Source organism: Paenibacillus sp. FSL H8-0259 (assembly GCF_037963255.1).
GTDB lineage: Bacteria > Bacillota > Bacilli > Paenibacillales > Paenibacillaceae > Paenibacillus_AQ > Paenibacillus_AQ phytohabitans.
In genome coordinates, this window is sequence record NZ_CP150147.1 from 6,476,965 (window position 1) to 6,494,167 (window position 17,203).

General features: G+C 52.0%; 14 protein-coding genes. 1 reads left to right on the forward strand and 13 read right to left on the reverse strand.

Annotated features, from left to right (window positions below; genetic code table 11):
* Nucleotides 1–59: 59 nt before the first annotated feature.
* The 7 genes from aspS to NSU01_RS27755 form a co-directional block, all read right to left on the reverse strand.
* On the reverse strand, nucleotides 60–1,838 hold the full coding sequence (gene aspS / locus NSU01_RS27725) for an aspartate--tRNA ligase (protein WP_076245163.1): 1,779 nt from the start codon (nucleotides 1,836–1,838) through the stop codon (nucleotides 60–62).
* A 77-nt stretch (nucleotides 1,839–1,915) separates the two neighbouring features.
* The gene (gene hisS / locus NSU01_RS27730; protein WP_042139535.1) at nucleotides 1,916–3,169 is read right to left on the reverse strand and encodes a histidine--tRNA ligase; all 1,254 of its coding nucleotides are present in this window, start codon (nucleotides 3,167–3,169) and stop codon (nucleotides 1,916–1,918) included.
* 1,393 nt (nucleotides 3,170–4,562) lie between these two features.
* A complete protein-coding gene (locus tag NSU01_RS27735) occupies nucleotides 4,563–5,009 on the reverse strand; it encodes a hypothetical protein (RefSeq protein ID WP_039294513.1) in 447 nt (148 codons plus the stop codon).
* A gap of 33 nt (nucleotides 5,010–5,042) precedes the next feature.
* A complete protein-coding gene (locus NSU01_RS27740; protein ID WP_076245164.1) occupies nucleotides 5,043–5,549 on the reverse strand; it encodes a type 1 glutamine amidotransferase domain-containing protein in 507 nt (168 codons plus the stop codon).
* Nucleotides 5,550–5,711: 162 nt separating this feature from the next.
* On the reverse strand, nucleotides 5,712–5,867 hold the full coding sequence (locus tag NSU01_RS27745; protein WP_156118723.1) for a hypothetical protein: 156 nt from the start codon (nucleotides 5,865–5,867) through the stop codon (nucleotides 5,712–5,714).
* Between the two features lie 168 nt (nucleotides 5,868–6,035).
* Nucleotides 6,036–6,479: a D-aminoacyl-tRNA deacylase gene (gene dtd, locus NSU01_RS27750; RefSeq protein WP_042139538.1), complete on the reverse strand. Its 444-nt coding sequence runs from the start codon at nucleotides 6,477–6,479 to the stop codon at nucleotides 6,036–6,038.
* A gap of 37 nt (nucleotides 6,480–6,516) precedes the next feature.
* On the reverse strand, nucleotides 6,517–8,697 hold the full coding sequence (locus NSU01_RS27755; protein WP_039294505.1) for a bifunctional (p)ppGpp synthetase/guanosine-3',5'-bis(diphosphate) 3'-pyrophosphohydrolase: 2,181 nt from the start codon (nucleotides 8,695–8,697) through the stop codon (nucleotides 6,517–6,519).
* 308 nt (nucleotides 8,698–9,005) lie between these two features.
* On the opposite strand from NSU01_RS27755, the gene uraA reads away from it, so the two are divergent.
* Nucleotides 9,006–10,316, forward strand: a complete 1,311-nt coding sequence (gene uraA, locus NSU01_RS27760) for a uracil permease (RefSeq protein WP_076245166.1) — start codon at nucleotides 9,006–9,008, stop codon at nucleotides 10,314–10,316.
* 106 nt (nucleotides 10,317–10,422) lie between these two features.
* Here the strand turns inward: uraA and NSU01_RS27765 are convergent, their stop codons facing one another.
* The 6 genes from NSU01_RS27765 to NSU01_RS27790 form a co-directional block, all read right to left on the reverse strand.
* Nucleotides 10,423–10,941, reverse strand: a complete 519-nt coding sequence (locus tag NSU01_RS27765) for an adenine phosphoribosyltransferase (protein WP_039294499.1) — start codon at nucleotides 10,939–10,941, stop codon at nucleotides 10,423–10,425.
* Nucleotides 10,942–11,029: 88 nt separating this feature from the next.
* The gene (recJ, locus tag NSU01_RS27770) at nucleotides 11,030–13,432 is read right to left on the reverse strand and encodes a single-stranded-DNA-specific exonuclease RecJ (protein WP_076245168.1); all 2,403 of its coding nucleotides are present in this window, start codon (nucleotides 13,430–13,432) and stop codon (nucleotides 11,030–11,032) included.
* Between the two features lie 29 nt (nucleotides 13,433–13,461).
* Nucleotides 13,462–14,424, reverse strand: coding sequence for a cation diffusion facilitator family transporter (locus NSU01_RS27775; RefSeq protein ID WP_076245170.1), 963 nt, complete (start codon nucleotides 14,422–14,424; stop codon nucleotides 13,462–13,464).
* Between the two features lie 120 nt (nucleotides 14,425–14,544).
* Nucleotides 14,545–15,447, reverse strand: a complete 903-nt coding sequence (secF, locus tag NSU01_RS27780) for a protein translocase subunit SecF (protein WP_042238718.1) — start codon at nucleotides 15,445–15,447, stop codon at nucleotides 14,545–14,547.
* Nucleotides 15,437–16,690: a protein translocase subunit SecD gene (gene secD / locus NSU01_RS27785; RefSeq protein WP_039294486.1), complete on the reverse strand. Its 1,254-nt coding sequence runs from the start codon at nucleotides 16,688–16,690 to the stop codon at nucleotides 15,437–15,439. Before secD ends, secF begins: the two co-directional genes overlap by 11 nt.
* 231 nt (nucleotides 16,691–16,921) lie before the next feature.
* Complete coding sequence (locus tag NSU01_RS27790) at nucleotides 16,922–17,173, reverse strand: post-transcriptional regulator (protein ID WP_042238721.1); 252 nt, start codon at nucleotides 17,171–17,173, stop codon at nucleotides 16,922–16,924.
* Nucleotides 17,174–17,203: the final 30 nt, after the last annotated feature.

The following is a 17,203-nucleotide window of genomic DNA, read 5'->3' on the forward strand; positions in this document are numbered from 1 at the left end:
GCAAGCCTGCGGGGCATAGCCGCTTAAGTCCGCCCTATGCCCCGTCAGCCATTTATGTTTTATTTCTTTTCTTTTTCCGGTTTTGGCGCCAGCTTGATATGCAGCTGCTCGAGCTGTGCAGCATCTACAGGTGCCGGAGCATCCATCAGCAGGTCGGTTGCACTTGCTGTCTTAGGGAAGGCAATCGTCTCACGCAGGTTCGTGCGGCCTGCCAGCAGCATAATCAGACGGTCGAAGCCAAACGCGATTCCCCCATGCGGAGGCGTTCCGTATTCGAAGGCATCCATCAGGTAACCGAATTTCTCATGGGCCAGCTCCGGTGTGAAGCCCAGTGCCTCGAACATTTTCTCCTGAACCTCACGTTTATAGATACGCTGGGAGCCGCCGCCCACCTCGTAACCGTTAAGCACGATGTCATAAGCCTGCGCACGGATCGCACCCGGATCTGTATCGAAGAGATGGAGGTCTTCATCCATCGGGCGTGTGAACGGATGATGCTCCGCCATGTAACGCTTCTGGTCTTCGTCATAGCTGAGCAGCGGGAATTCTGTAACCCAGGCGAACTTGAACACACTGTCGTCGATGAGGCCAAGCTGACGGCCGATCTTCAGGCGGAGTGCGCCGAGTACATCCGCAACGACCTTCTTAGTGTCAGCGGAGAAGAGCAGAAGGTCGCCTTCTTCAGCACCCGTGCGTTCCTTCACGGCGGCAATTTCCTCTTCGGAGAAGAACTTCACAATCGGTCCTTTGAACTCGCCGTCTTTGACTTGAATCCAGGCCAGGCCCTTGGCGCCGTAACGTGCAGCGTAAGGTCCTAGATCATCAATTTCCTTACGGGTCCAAGTACCGCAGCCCTTGGCGTTAAGGCATTTCACTTCTCCGCCTTTTTCGATCACGGAGGCGAACACCTTCACACCGCTGGCAGCAACGATATCGTTCATCTCTACCAGCTCCAGGCCAAACCGCAGGTCAGGCTTGTCCGAGCCGTATTTGCCGATAGCTTCGGCATAGGTCAACCGCTGGAACGGAGTAGCAACCTCAACACCAATGGTTTCCTTCAGCAGGCGCTGCATCAGGGTTTCCATCATGGACAGCAACTCATCCTGCGGCATGAAGGAGGTCTCGATGTCGAACTGGGTGAATTCCGGCTGGCGGTCTGCACGCAGATCCTCATCGCGGAAACAGCGTGCCATCTGGTAATAACGCTCGATGCCGCCGACCATCAGCAGCTGCTTGTAGATCTGCGGTGACTGCGGAAGCGCGAAGAATTCCCCTTCATGCACACGGCTTGGCACGAGATAATCACGTGCGCCTTCCGGTGAGCTTTTGGTCAGAATCGGAGTTTCCACATCGATGAAGCCTTCGCTGTCCAGGAAGTCACGGAAGATCTTCGCCGCTTTCGAACGGAGCAGCAGCGTCTTGTGCATTTCCGGACGGCGCAGATCCAGGTAACGGTATTTCATCCGCAGCGATTCATCCACTTCCACACCGTCTTCGATGAAGAACGGAGGCGTCTTGGCAGCATTCAATACTTCAATATCTGTAATCTGGACTTCAATCTCGCCGGTCGGCAGGTTGCGGTTGATGGTTTCATCATCCCGTTTAACCACTTTACCCGTTACGGCAAGCACGTATTCACTGCGCACCTTATCGGCAATCTGCAGCGCTTCTCCGGAATAGTCGGGGTTGAATACAATCTGTACAATCCCTGTGCGGTCGCGCAGGTCAATAAACAGTACGCCCCCAAGGTCACGGCGGGTCTGTACCCAACCGTTCAGTGTTACTGTCTCGCCGATGCTCGCCGTTGTTAATTGTCCACAGTTATGGCTTCTGGTCATCTCTTATCCTACCCCTTCATGGTTAAAATTACATGTGCTGACTGCAGCTTACTTGCGGATACATCCATACTTAAATCCTAACTCAACGCCTGCGCCAGCTCTTCCAGCTTAACGGTCCGCTGCTCGCCGGTTTCCATCGACTTCAGGGCGATAACGCCGCTGTTCAGCTCATCTTCGCCAAGAATCGCCGTATACCGGGCCGACATGCGGTCCGCCGACTTCATCTGTGCCTTCATCTTCCGCCCCAGGTAATCGCGTTCTGCGGAGAAGCCCAGGCTGCGCAGATGGAACAGCTGCTTCGTGATCTCCAGATCTGCGGCTTCACCGAGTGCGACAAAGTACACATCCAGCGGCTTCACTGCTTCCAGCTCTACCCCCTGATTCTCCAGAATCAGCAGAATACGCTCAAGGCCGATCCCGAAACCGATACCCGGCTGATCCGGTCCGCCGATCTCTTCCACCAGGCCGTTATACCGGCCGCCGCCGCCCACCGTGTCGATGGAGCCGATGCCTGCCGCTTTATACTCAAACGCTGTATGCGTGTAATAATCCAGGCCGCGTACCAGACGGGGGTTAATGCTGTACTCCACGCCCATCACGTCCAAATGGCCCTTTACCTTGGCAAAATGCTCTGTGCACTCTTCATCCAGACTGTCCAGAATAGACGGGGCACCGCCGAACTTATCCTGATCGACCTTGCAGTCCAGCACGCGCAGCGGATTACGCTCCATCCGGCGCTGGCAGTCGCTGCACAGGCTCTCTCTCATCGGTCTCAGGAAGTCCAGCAGCTTCTCGCGGTAAGCCGCGCGGCTAGGCGCGTTGCCCACGGAATTCAGCTCCACTCTGACATCCTTCAGCCCCAGATCAAGATAGAACTGGTACCCGAGCGAAATCACTTCCGCATCGATTGCCGGGTCCACTGCACCGAAGGCTTCAATGCCGAATTGGTGGAACTGGCGGTATCTGCCTGCCTGCGGACGTTCGTAGCGGAACATCGGGCCGATATAATACAGCTTGCTGACATCCGGCTCACCATACAGCTTGTTCTGCACATACGCGCGTACAACGCCTGCAGTCCCTTCGGGACGCAGTGCCAGATCGCGGTCGCCTTTGTCCTTGAAGGTATACATTTCCCCTTCTACAATATCCGTTGTCTCGCCTACACCACGCTCAAACAGCCCGGTGTGCTCGAACAGCGGTGTGCGGATCTCCCGGTAGTTGAAGCGGCGGCAGAGATCTCTTGCTTTGCCCTCAACGTACTGCCATTTCTCCACTGCACCCGGAAGCACATCCTGCGTACCGGTTGGTTTCTCGAATCTTTCTTTAGCCACAGCCTATCCCTCCTGAAAATAACCCCTCTTACTCCTCGTGGAACCCATTGTCTCTGCTTCTAAAAACAACAAAAAATCCCCCGCCCTGTTTAATTACAAACAGGGACGAGGGATTATCATAACCAATAATTCACCCGTGGTACCACCCACATTCCGGACTTAAGCAGCTGCGCTGCTCCAAATCCGCTCTAAGCGGTTAACGCCCGCCTACGCGCAATCGGCTACTGACTCTGGGCAACCTGCTGCTGCCTGCTTTCGCCGTGCGTTCTCGGGGAGGTCATTCATCCGTTCATCAACAGAATCCTTACAGCCGTGCGGATCAGGTGTTGCCGTCCTTCACTTGGACAGCCGCCGGATCAGCGGGATTCCTCTCTGGGGTTGTGGGTTACGGATTACTTGGTCCCGTCATCAAAACAATATAACATACCGTATATTGTTAGATTCTACTGAACCACTGTGCTAAAGTCAAGGAATGAATTGAATTGAGTTAAGTATCCCGGCTCGCAGCCAAGGTGAATCAGCCGGAGCTGTGCAAGCGCACATGGCCTGCGCAGGAACTGGGCGCGCCTCCTCAGGATTACCTGCAGCCAGGAGGACTGAGATTCCGTTATTTGAACAAATCCGGCAAAATCGCGGGGCAAGCGGACTCAGATTCCGTTATGTGTCCAGAGATGCCTCATTTCGAGCTCGAATGAACAAGATAACGGAATCTCTGTCCGTTTCATCCTCTAGCGTAAGCTTTTATGGAAAATAAGGGCCTCTCAGTCCGCTTCACGGCCCGCTAGACGATCCACTACACGATCCGCTTCACGTTGCCGGCTACTGACGCCCTTCGGCTCCAAGCATACCCGCTACAGCCGCAATAAGTCACAAATCCCCTCTAAAATCCCCACACAAAACGGGGCTTTGGCGTAGATAGATGACTCAGGTACTTTGCGGGGACCCGAAACATGTAGATTCTGATATTGTAAAACAAGTGGAAACAGTTTTGCTGTCCTTGTATAAGGACAGAAGCGTTTCAGCGAGAAATATGAGGATAATTTATAGTATGAAGCATGTAAATTCTTAGATTTCAAAAAAAATGACCTGCAGCCGATTGCTGCAGGTCCATCATCATATATTATAAAAAAGGGGGTCATGCTTCTATTATAAACACGCTATATTAAGGAATCATGAATGTAATATTACAGTTGCATTACAGAAAAGAAAGCGTTTTATTGAGTGGTCCATGCCTGTGTCTAAACCCTACACAACAGGTTACACTACAACCCTATTCCCTGTCTAGAGAATTCATGCAGTTTCCGCTGCCCTGCGGGTAAATAAACAGCTCCAGCCTCTCCCTGAGGGAGGACTGGAGCTGAATTGGTTATCCGGACTACGCAGGGCCTCCTGCTTAATCAAAAATCTCCACATAGGCCTGCTTGCCGCGCAGAACCTCAACAACCTCATTGTAATGATTCTCGGCCACTTTGAGATCCATGACGTAATGCAGGTTCTCCAGATCGCTGTTTTTCAAATCAGAGCCGCTGTGAACCTCTCCCGCCGTACGTTCATCATCTGTCCGGCCCAGATCATCATCAACAGTAACTCCAGGCACAATGGCTGCTCCGGTAAGCGGCCCTGTCGCGCCCCCTGCTGCGTAGACCCCTCCGGCAGCTGTAGCCGAAGTATTGTAGGGAGCCAGCGGAATCAGAATATTGCGGCGGTTGTTTCCGCCCGTATCCAGAGGATCTGTCAGCGCCGACACTTCAATTCCTTCCACACCGTATGGAATCAGTGCAGTCTTGGCACCTTCCGCTGCATCTTCCGTGCTGAAATAGGCTTGGATTCTTTTAGTCATTGTCAATCCCTCCCAGTGGTTTGTTTAAATGTATTACAACACCTTAAGCAGCTCACGCACAAATGCGGGCTCATCCTTGGGTGTGCGTGAAGTAATATAATTGCCGTCCACGACGACCTCTTCATCCTTGAATTCCGCACCGGCATTGATGAGATCATCCTTCAGCGGCGGATAGGAGGTAAGCGTGCGGCCTTGTACCAGATCGGCACTGATCAGAATCTGCGGCCCGTGACAGATAGCAGCTATAGGCTTGCCGGCACTGTCCGCATCTTTTACAAATTGCAGGATATCTTGGTCAAGACGAAGGTTCTCCGGCGAAGATCCGCCCGGGATGACTACAGCATCATACTCTCCGGCTTTCACCTCGCTGACCGCTTTATCGGCGGCATAAGACACGCTGCCTTTTTTACCGAGCAGGGTCTCATTTTTCTTCAGACCAATAATCTCTGCCTGATGTCCTGCCTGCAGTACTTCTTCATAAGGCACCTTCATTTCGGAATCTTCAAAACCATTAGCGAGCAGAAATGCTACTTTACTCATTGAGATTAATTTCTCCTCTCTACGCTATTCTGTTCTCGTCATTCTATTACCCGCATTCCCCGGCTTTCTAACGAGCCCTCACAGGTTTCGCGAATTCCCGCCGGCTAAACACCATTTGTACGCTCCAAAAAACAGAGAAATAAGCCGCCTTCCCCGCACTCCTTACGTTCGCGGCAGAAGATTGCGGCTTGTTCCCTTCAGCACCTGCAGATCCCTCTGCTCCCCGGCTCCCCTTGCCGTTGCAGAAGCTTCTGTCATCGACCCCGCCGTATGGCCCTGTATACTGTTCCATATCCATGCTTTCTGTGATTGTCTCATGCTACTGGCTCCCCGCAACTTGTGAATATTATTCGTTCATCACTAGTTTATCCAGCAGGGGAGAACGCTATCCTATATCAAAAAAGACCCCACAACGTGGAGTCCTCACATCAAGCTGTAAAATTAGACCGGCATATTAAGCCCGCTCTGCTGCGCCTCATTCAAGGCCTAGCCCCGGCTGTCCAGCAGCAGGGTAACCGGTCCCCAATTCGTCAGGGAGACGTCCATCATCGCTCCAAAAATACCGGTCTCCACCTGAAGCCCGCCTCTGCGCAGCTCCTGGTTGAAGTAGTCGTAGAGCCGCTCGGCCTCTGCCGGAGCCGCCGCAGCCATGAAATTGGGCCGCCGCCCTTTGCGGCAGTCCCCGTACAGGGTGAACTGGGACACGGACAGGACGCTGCCTCCGGCATCCGTTACGCTGAAGTTCATTTTACCGGCGTCATCCTCAAAAATCCGCAGTCCGGCTACCTTATCAGCCAAATACTTGGCATCCTTCTCCGTATCCTCATGGGTTACGCCGACCAGCAGCATCAGGCCCTCCCCAATCGCTCCGGTCACTGTTCTGTCCACCGTAACACTCGCATCCCTGCAGCGCTGTACAACCACTCTCATACCATCCTTCAGCTCCTTGCCTTGTTGCCTTCAAGCCTTATTGCATAATACGGTTAACCGTATAGACATCCTTCACGCGCTTGACCTTATCCACCACAGACTGCAGATGATCGGTGTTACGGATCAGAATCGTCATATGAATCATCGCCATCTTGTTCTTGTCAGAGCGTCCCGTAACCGCCGAGATATTGGTCTTGCTCTCCGATACCGCCTGCAGCACTTCATTCAGCAGTCCGTTGCGGTCATGGCCCGTAATCTCAATATCGACGCTATAATTGGCTTCCATGCTGCCTTCCCATTCCACTTCAATGACACGGGCTGATTCCTCCCCGTCCCCTTCACCCGGAATATTCGGACAATCCTCACGGTGCACGGATACGCCGCGTCCGCGGGTTACATAACCGATAATATCGTCGCCCGGCACGGGATTACAACATCGTGCGAAGCGTACAAGCAGATTATCAATCCCTTTGACACGCACACCGTTGGTCGGCTGATTGCGCTTCTCCCCGCTGGACTTGATCTCCTTCATCTCAGAAGTAAGCTCCAGATGACCGGCAGCTTCTTCCTGGTCCTTACGCAGCTTCTCGGTCAGCTTGGAGGCAATCTGCGCGGCCGTAATTCCGCCAAAGCCTACTGCGGACAGCATATCCTCTACATCATTAAAGGCAAATTTCTTCGCCGCTTCTGACAATTTATCTTCCGTCAGCCAGTCAGAGATCTCCACGTTCAGGCGCTTCAGCTCGCGTTCGATCGCTTCACGGCCCTTTTCAACGTTCTCTTCCCGCTTCTCCTTCTTGAACCATTGCTTAATCTTGCTGCGTGCATGTGAAGACTGGGCAATCTTCAGCCAGTCACGGCTCGGCCCGTACGAGTTCTTCGAGGTCAGGATCTCCACGATATCCCCGGTCTTCAGCTTATGGTCGAGCGGTACGATGCGCCCGTTGACCTTGGAGCCGATCGTCCGGTTGCCGACCTCTGTATGGATGCGGAAGGCGAAATCAAGCGGCACAGAGCCTGCAGGCAGCTCTACAACCTCACCCTTAGGCGTGAACACGAAGACGAGGTCGGAGAAAAAGTCCATTTTGAGCGACTCCACGAATTCCTCCGCATCCTTGGCTTCATGCTGCAGCTCCAGAATCTCGCGGAAGAACGGCATCCGGTTCTCCGGATTCACATTGTTGCTGCTGCCTTCCTTATACGCCCAATGCGCGGCTATCCCGAATTCGGCAGTGCGGTGCATCTCCCAGGTACGGATCTGCACTTCAGTAGGCTCCCCGCCGGGACCCACTACCGTTGTATGCAAAGACTGATACATATTCGCTTTGGGCATGGCGATATAATCCTTGAACCGGCCAGGCATCGGCTTCCAAAGAGTATGGATAATTCCTAACGTAGCATAACAATCCTTAATATTGTCGACGATAATGCGGATGGCCAGCAGGTCATAGATTTCGTTGAACTGCTTGTTCTTGGTGCTCATCTTGTTATAGACACTGTAAATATGCTTCGGACGTCCCGAAAGATCGCCTTCGATGCCCATTTCATCCAGCTTGGCGCGGATTCGCCCGATAACGCTATCGATAAACTGCTCACGTTCTGCCCGTTTCTTGTGTACAAGATTGGCAATCCGGTAGTACTGCTGCGGATTCAGATAACGGAGGGCAATATCCTCCATCTCCCATTTAATCGCAGAGATCCCCAAGCGGTCTGCAATGGGACAAAAAATCTCCAGAGTCTCATAGGAAATTCGGCGCTGGCTCTCTTCCGACTGGTACTTGAGCGTGCGCATATTATGCAGACGGTCCGCCAGCTTGATCACAATGACCCGGATATCCTGAGCCATAGCGATGAACATTTTGCGGTAATTCTCGTTCTGCTGCTCTTCCTTGGAGCGGAACCGGATGCGTTCCAGCTTGGTCAGACCATCCACCAGCATTGCGCAGGTATCGCCAAATTTCGCGCGAATCTGGTCCAGTGACACCGTCGTATCTTCTACAACATCGTGTAACAGCGCTGCAATAATAGATATAACATCCATTTGCATATTGACGACAATATCTGCGACCGCCAGCGGATGCAGAATGTATGGCTCCCCCGATTTCCGAACCTGCCCGTGATGAGCCTGATCGGCAAACTCATAAGCTTCCCGGATGCGGAGAAGATCTTTTTCTTTTATATAGGCGCCGGCCTTTTCGGTTAATTGCTCTATGCCCATTCTCGTCGTATCCGTTTCCCTTCTATAATAAAATGAACCCGCAAGCCGTGCAGAATTTGCAGGTTCCATATGTTCCAAACTGCACTACGCACAGATTAAAGTTGTCTATAATTATGACGCTTACGGAGGATTACGTCAACACTTGCCATAGCGTGGTATTCCTGTAAGGGAAAGGGACAAGAAAAGACAATTTTGTGGCGCGCGCAAAAATGTTGTTGTAAAAAGGCGCCGATCTATTTAATCTAGTAAAGGCGGTTTTTTAGCGCCAGGCTTACATCAAATTAGATCAGAAAGAGAAGTGAACTCCATTGCAACGCGAAATTCAAGTTAACGAAAGACTCCCTTGGGGCCCGGGTTTCCTCCTGAGTCTTCAGCATTTGTTCGCCATGTTCGGCAGCACAGTGCTTGTTCCCAACCTGTTCGGGGTAGATCCCGGCATGATCCTGCTGATGAATGGTATCGGCACCTTGCTTTACATTTGGATCTGCCGCGGCAAAATCCCCGCATATCTTGGCTCAAGCTTTGCTTTTATTTCGCCGGTACTTATGGTCCTGGCTAAACACACAGACGATCATGAGCATGGATATTCGCTTGCACTTGGCGCATTTATTGTTACCGGTGTTATTTTTATTCTAGTCGCTTTGATCGTTCGTTATGCGGGCACCGGCTGGATTAATGTCGTATTCCCTCCGGCGGTTATGGGCGCTATCGTAGCCACCATCGGACTGGAGCTCGTTCCTGTTGCAGCACGTATGGCCGGACTGATCGCTCCTGAAGGTGTGGCCGCCACTGACTGGATTCCGGACGGCAAAGCTATTACCTTATCCATGGTCACGCTGGGCGTTACCGTACTCGGCTCCGTGTTATTCCGCGGCTTCCCCAAAATCATTCATATCCTCATCGGTATCGTTACCGGTTATGTACTCGCTTATATCCTGGGCCAGGTAAATATTGGTGCTATCTCTGAAGCCCATTTCCTGTCCCATCCAACGATTATCACCCCATCCTTCGACTGGCAGGTTATCTTGACGATCATCCCTGTATCGCTTGTTGTAATTGTTGAGCATATCGGCCACCTGCTGGTTACCAGCAACATTGTCGGCAAAGACCTGACCAAGGATCCCGGACTGGACCGCTCACTGATGGGTAACGGGATTTCCACTGTACTCTCAGGATTCCTGGGCTCCACCCCGAATACCACTTATGGTGAAAATATCGGCGTTATGGCGCTTACCAAAGTCTACTCGGTATACGTAATCGGCGGCGCTGCAGTGATCGCTATCCTGCTCTCGTTCTCCGGAACGTTCTCGTCGGTCATTGCCAATATCCCCCAGCCGGTCATGGGCGGTGTCTCACTCTTACTGTTTGGTGTAATTGCCGCATCGGGCCTGCGTATTTTCGTAGAGCAGAAGGTCGATTTCTCCAAAGCCACCAACATGATTCTGGCTACTCTGGTACTGGTGGTAGGTATCAGCGGCATCACATTAACGGTTGGCGGTGTACAGCTGAAAGGGATGGCATTGGCGACTATCGTCGGTATGCTTCTCTCCTTGCTCTTCAAGCTGTTTGAAGTTCTTGGCCTGTCCAATGAACAGGAAACAGAGAAATCCGCTCATTAAGCCTCTTACCATTTACCACGTTCAACCTATAATACAAAAAGCGGACTGCTGTCTTAAATCGACAGCAGTCCGCTTTATATTTCCCGGGAAAAGTTGTCCGGGCGAATTAATCCTCGTAAGTCAACAGGGTAACCACTTCAATATCGGACAGCTTATTGCGTCCGGCCAGAGCCGTTAGCTCAATCAGGAAGGCAGCGCCGACAACTTGTCCGCCAAGCTGTTCCACCAGGCTTACCGAAGTAGCGATCGTGCCGCCGGTAGCGAGCAGATCATCGGCAATCAGAACCTTCTGTCCCGGCTGGATAGCATCCGTGTGTACAGCAAGGGTATCTTTGCCGTATTCCAGATCGTATCCCACTTCAATCGTCTCGTAAGGAAGCTTGCCGCTTTTGCGGATGGGCACGAAGCCAACGCCCAGTGCGTACGCCAGCGGTGCGCCTACTACAAAGCCGCGCGCTTCCGGTCCGGCAATGACATCAATCTCCAGATGGGCAACGAGAGCCTTAAGCTCATCAATAGCGGCACGGTACTTGGCCCCGTCTTTAAGCAGGGTAGTAATATCCTTAAAGCTGATTCCCGGCTGCGGGAAATCCGGAATCACACGAATACTGTCTTTGAAATCCAAAAGTATCATCTCCTAAAAGTTATGAGGATAGGCTATCCTCACCTGAATTCTCTGTAAAAGCTCTTACTCTGAAAGCACGCTACACCCGTTACGAGGCGCCTAATCGGCGTGACAGCATGAATTCCTGCAGTTCGCCGCGGCTGCCCTCCATGAAATACTGCTCCATTTCAGCAGTCTTGCCCAGCCTGATGAAGTGCTCTGACGTCGTCAGGCTCTTGGCGGCAGGCTGCGTGACAAAGGTAATGCTGCCGCCGCTGCGTTCAATGAAATCAAGCTCAGCGAACACATCAAGCATCCTGCCCAGCATGCGCACACCCAGTGCAGACTGGCGGCTGAGCCGCAGCAGTACTTCATGCTCGGGGGTTGCCGTTGCTGCGATCGAGGCGATCAATTTATATAATGACTTGAAATGATCCCGTGTAGGAACCTGCAACCGGTCACGGCCGTCGCGGATCGAATGCAGCAGGGCAATATTCTCTGTGCGGGGAAACGCAGTGAACAATGCTTCCAGCTGCTCCGGCGTTTCCGGCATATCCAGCAGACAGAGCAGCGTTATCTCTGCTTCGTCATTCCCCGGCTCACCCTGATGCACCTGTGAAATTCCTGCATCCTCATCGTAGACCCACAGCGACATGCCCTTCAGCTCGCGCAGTGGAGATCTGCGGCTGTTCTGAAATACCGCCGCTGTCTTAACCGGACTGCTGCCGTTGTACGAACGGAGCAGCTCCTGAATATGCGCTGCCTGCTTAACCGCATCGGCAGCACCGCGCAGGTCGAACAGCTGCGCGGCAGGCACTGCAAGATCCTGCAGCATCAGCTGAGGCTTGCGTGAGCCGTTCCATTCATTCACCGACAGCTCCGCCAGTACATCAATGATTGTACCATCAGGCAGCAGATCAGCCAGCGATCCCTTGCCGAAGGCCACCGCTTCGATCGTCACCTTATCCTGCTGCAGGACAAGCCTCAGATGTTTGCCGTCCTGACCCATCTTGCGGGTCTCCTTCACAGCAGCTCCGCGCAGAATGAATCTCGGCAGCGGGTTAGCCATCCCGAAAGGGGCAAGCCGCTCCAGTTCAAGCGCAGCCTGGAGTGACAAATCAGCAATAGAGACCTCACCGTCTGCAGCCGTCACGGCTACAAAGTCCTCTGGTGTCAGGATAGATGCAGCATAAGCATTAAGCGCTGCATCAAAGTCTTCAAGCTTGTCCTGCGGCAGGCTCATTCCGGCCGCAGCCGGATGCCCGCCGAAATGGTCCATCAATCCGGCACATGAAGACAAGGCCGCATAGATATCCAGCCCGGGGATCGAGCGGGCAGAGCCTTTGCACATCCCTGTATCCGGGTAAATATCCAGAATAATAACCGGACGATAATATTTTTCCAGCAGCTTAGAGGCCACAATCCCGACAACACCGACATTCCAGCCCTTCTCAGCCAGCACAATAATATCCGGAAGCCCGGTTTGACTGATTCTCTGCTCCAGCCTGGCCGTAGCTTCTCCTACAATTCTCTCCACGACCAGTTGACGTTCCTTATTCAGGAGGTCAAGCTCTCCGGCAAATTGTTCAGCCTCTTCAGCATCTGCGGTAGTGAGCAGTGTGACCGCCCGGCCTGCATGGTCCAGCCTTCCGCTGGCATTAATGCGCGGAGCCATGCCGAAGGCAATATTAACAGCGCTTACGGTGCTCATCGTAATTCCGCTGACAGAGAGCAGCGCCCGAATTCCAGGAAACGGCGAATTCCGCATGCTGGTCAGCCCCCGGCGCACTAGACTCCGGTTCTCCCCAAGCAGCGGCATCAGATCCGCAACGGTACCGATAGCGGCAATCTCACACCATTCTTCAGGAACTCCGCTACCAAGAAGAGCCTCGGCCAGCTTGTAAGCTACCCCCACTCCGGCAAGCCCCTTGAAAGGATACGGGCAGTCCGGCAGCTTCGGATTAATGAGTGCATAGGCCTCAGGCAGCAGCTCCGGCGGCTCATGATGATCTGTGACTATGACATCAATGCCCAGCTCTGAAGCGTAGGCAATCTGATGGTAGGCACTGATACCAGTATCCACAGTAATAACGAGAGATACTCCCTGCTGCAGCGCCCAGTCGAGCGCATGATTATGCAGACCATAGCCTTCGTTGGAACGATGCGGGATATAAATGTCAAAAGAAGCACCCAGATGACGCAGAAGAAAGATCATCAGCGCAGTACTGGACACCCCGTCTGCATCATAATCGCCATACACCAGAATATGTTCTTCATCTTGCAATGCCTTTCGAATCCGTGGCACAGCCTCGGCCATTCCTTTGAGCAGGAATGGATCATGACTATCCTCCGCTCCGCCATCCATGAATACCAGCGCCTTATCGGCAGTATCCATGCCTCTTTGCACGAGCAGTGAGGACAGAAGCGGAGAAATAGAAAGGCTCCGGGCCAGTTCCCGGTTTTTCTCGGGATCGGCTGCCGGAGATTGCCATCTTGTTTTTGAATGAAGCAATACAGCTCACCTTTCTCTCACCTTGCAGACTACTGAAGCAGCGTGGGAATATCATTATCCACGAGCTCATGGTTGCTTTTATAGGGATAACCCGGGTCATACGGCACCACATCCATTTGAACCTCGCCTACATGAACGAACCGGTGCTGCAGCAGCTTCCGGGCACATTCCGAGATATCCTGGGCTTCCATCACGCTAATCCGCGGATTTACGCTGATCTTGACATGAAGATTCACATAACTGCCTTCCTCCATTGCCTTGAGCTGCTCCACCCGGATGACTCCATGCACACGCTGGACGGTCTCAATGAAGCTGGCGGCCTCTTCGGAAGGAAGCTCCTGAATCTTTTTGCTGTAGACAGAGGAAGTAATCAGAGAATAGCCTTTGCGGATAACAAGACATCCGGTCAGCAGTGCGGCAATCGGGTCCATATAGAGCATAGGATGCCAATTGAAATACCCGCCAGTCATGGCCAGAGCAATACCTATAAATACGGTTATGGAAGTATATAGACTGAAACGGTGGGTATCCGCATACGCGGCATGACTGCCATCGTTCTTTTTTTTATAATAACGGTATTGGTATTGAAAGATAGCCTCTTTGAACACAATGCAAATCAGGACGGTTACAAGTGCCGACTGCCCAGGTGCCGATAAATGTCCCCGGGTTAAATCACGAATGGCCGAGAAAGCAATCTGCAGCCCGCCCATAAGAATAAGCACAGAAAAAAGAATGGCCGCCATCGGCTCTTTATTTCGTTGACCGGCCCGGCTGCCCGATGATGCTGCATACTTGTGACTCTGCTTCGAGTTCCACGGAATAACCCCTGCCAGCTTGGCGGCGGCATCTGCTCCGGAATAGATGGCATCCCCCATCAATGCTTTGCTGCCTGAAAGATAACCGAAGGCGCCTTTGGCCAGAGCCAGCCCAACATCACTGAGGATTCCGGTCCAGGCAACGGTGTCTTTTGCAGCTAATTGTTTGTCATTCATAACGAGGCCCTCCTTACCACTAGCAAGTAATCTCATGATGATGAAACCAGCTAAGATGCTGATCCAAAGATTCCGAAAAGCCGCGTCGCTTGTGACACGGCTTTCCGGGAAACTTAAGTTTTAGGCTTTGGCCGGGTTGCTCTTTACCGGTGTCTTCTGGCGTTTCTTGAGCAGCAGCCAGAGCGGGCTTGCAATAAAGATCGAAGAATAGGCTCCGAAGAGCAAACCGATTACCATGGCAAGTGAGAACATTTTGATCGACTCTCCGCCCATAATCAGCAGGAAGAATGCGGCAATAAATACCGTAAAGGCTGTATACAATGAGCGCATGAGGGTCTGGGACACACTCTTATTGACCAGGGACTTAAGATCCTCATACGACTTCTGTTTACCGAACCGCAGGTTCTCGCGGATCCGGTCGAAGATAACGATCGTATCATTAATGGAATAACCGATAATGGTCAGCACCGCAACAATGAAGGTCAGGTCTACCTCCAGACGGAAGATGGAGAAGATCGCTACAACCATAAAGGCATCATGGAGCAGCGCCACGATGGAAGCCAGCGCAAACCGCCATTCAAAGCGGATACTGACATAAATAATAATCCCGATACTGGACAGAAGCACAGAATAGATCGCATTGCGGGCCAATTCCTTAGCCATCTCTGTATCTACTGTGTTGACTTCGAAAGATGCCTGATCGTCAATCTTGTTGATTGCCGTTTTCAGGGTTTCACTCTGAGTATCATCCAGTTCTTCATCGTAGCGGATATTAACCCGTTTATCCCCGACGGTAATTGTAGGATCATGACCAATTCCAGCTTCATCCAACGCCGGCTGCAGCTGAGCCAGCGTCATGCTCTTGGAGAGAGCCACGTCCACGTTGGACCCGGCCTTGAAATCAACGCTGTAATTCAGGCCGAAGGTTGCCAGAAAGACCAGACCCGCCACAGTAAGGGCGATGGAGAAAATATAGAAAAATTTACTTAAATGTACGAAATCAAGCTCTTTCTTAAAGCGCACTGATGTCACTCTCCTTTACCCCAAATTGCTTCGGCTTTTTGAGTGCGCCGGCTTTAACCAGCACTGTCAGCAGCCAGTGGGCAAAATAAAGGTTTGTTACAATACTAAGTACAATTTCCACGATCAGAATCAGCGCGAAGCCTTTAACCGCACCTGTACCGAAGGCGAACATGACAGCCGCTACAATGATCGTAGTGACATTCGCGTCCATAACGGTACGGAATGAAGTTTTGTTACCTGCTTTGACGGAAGACAAAATACTCTTACCGCTGCGCATTTCTTCCCTAATCCGTTCATTGGTAATGATATTGGCATCGACCGCCATCCCTATACCGAGAATGAACGCGGCAATACCGGGAAGGGTCAAGGTGAAATCAGCTATAACGAACACCAGAATCAGCAGCCAGGTATGAAGAATCAGCGCGAAGCTGGCCAGTACACCCGGAAGACGATACATAAACATCATGAAGACCAGAATGATCAGGGAACCCACAATACCTGCTTTAACCGTTTGATCAAGAGACTGTTTACCAAGTGTTGCCCCTACGCTCTGGGAATATTTCTCCGTAAGCTTCAGCGGCAATGCACCGAGATTGATCGTATCTGCAATCTCACGGGCCTCATCCAGTGTATATCCCCCTGATATGGAAGCTTTACCATCGGTCAGGACTGCCCTAACATAAGGAGGCTCGGACAATAATGTCTCATCCAGATAAATGGCGAGTTGCTTACCCAGGAGACGTTCAGTAATTTCCGCAAATTTATCTTTGTCCTTAATAGAGATGCTGATCTCCGGACGGTTGAGGTTATCGCGTTGCACGTCTGCCGCGCCTTCAACAAAATCACTGCCTACCAGTTCAATCTTGCTGAAGACTCCGGGTGCATCACCATCAGCGGCACTGCGGAAGGTCAGAACTGCCGGTTCTTTCATTTTCTTGCGGACCTCGGCTTCGTCAGTAACGCCCGCAATCTTCAGACGGATGCGGTCCGTACCTTCGGTTGTAACCTCAGGCTCGCTTGTTCCGAGTGCATTCGCCCGTTTCTCCAGGCTCTCCGCTGTTTTTTGCAGCGAAGCACGGGTCAGGGTTCCTCCCGTATCCATCGGCTCGGCGTGGTACAGAATCTCAAATCCGCCCTTCAGGTCAAGACCTAGACGGACCTTGTCCAGCAGCCCGGGAGTTGTAAATCCCATGACGCCGGTTAGAACGACCACGGTGATGATAAAGCTCAACATTCTCTTCATGCTCTAGCTAGTTCCCCTTTCATTACTCAATATTCCTATTATAGCTACGTGCGAAATCACCGTCAATTCAAGAGGAATGACGGTGCCGGATTCACACAAAGAAACGGCCGGTTCTGCTTCTGGGCGCAAACCATCCGTTTGGATAGGAACTGTTGAATTACTCTTCTCTTACTTTACTGCTTCCTGTAGCCGTTTGCAAAAGAAAATCGTTCCTTTTGGCAAATTAGGCCGTCAGTTCAACCCCCGGTAGGCCGCAATGGTCAGGTAATTCATGTAACTGCCTGATTTCAGCGAATAAATATCATTGACCAGTTTATGCAGAGGAGGTCTTCCTTCCTTAACATAATTACGGCTGACACAATCCCAAATATCCTTACCGGTCACATATTCATAGCCGAGGAGGCGGAATTCCTCCGCTTTGCTGATGCACATGGCTTCGATTTCTTCACTAAGCTCGTCATATCTCCATTGTTCCGATTCCACGTGTTGACACCTCCAAAGATTCCCCGTTAC

What these genes read in the sequence shown, in the direction of transcription:
- NSU01_RS27735 (WP_039294513.1), bottom strand. Translation starts at nt 5,009, where the DNA reads ATGACTAAAAGAATCCAAGCCTATTTCAGCACGGAAGATGCAGCGGAA.
- NSU01_RS27775 (WP_076245170.1), bottom strand. Translation starts at nt 14,424, where the DNA reads ATGAATGACAAACAATTAGCTGCAAAAGACACCGTTGCCTGGACCGGA.
- aspS (WP_076245163.1), bottom strand. Translation starts at nt 1,838, where the DNA reads ATGACCAGAAGCCATAACTGTGGACAATTAACAACGGCGAGCATCGGC.
- NSU01_RS27755 (WP_039294505.1), bottom strand. Translation starts at nt 8,697, where the DNA reads ATGGGCATAGAGCAATTAACCGAAAAGGCCGGCGCCTATATAAAAGAA.
- dtd (WP_042139538.1), bottom strand. Translation starts at nt 6,479, where the DNA reads ATGAGAGTGGTTGTACAGCGCTGCAGGGATGCGAGTGTTACGGTGGAC.
- NSU01_RS27745 (WP_156118723.1), bottom strand. Translation starts at nt 5,867, where the DNA reads ATGAGACAATCACAGAAAGCATGGATATGGAACAGTATACAGGGCCAT.
- secD (WP_039294486.1), bottom strand. Translation starts at nt 16,690, where the DNA reads ATGAAGAGAATGTTGAGCTTTATCATCACCGTGGTCGTTCTAACCGGC.
- NSU01_RS27740 (WP_076245164.1), bottom strand. Translation starts at nt 5,549, where the DNA reads ATGAGTAAAGTAGCATTTCTGCTCGCTAATGGTTTTGAAGATTCCGAA.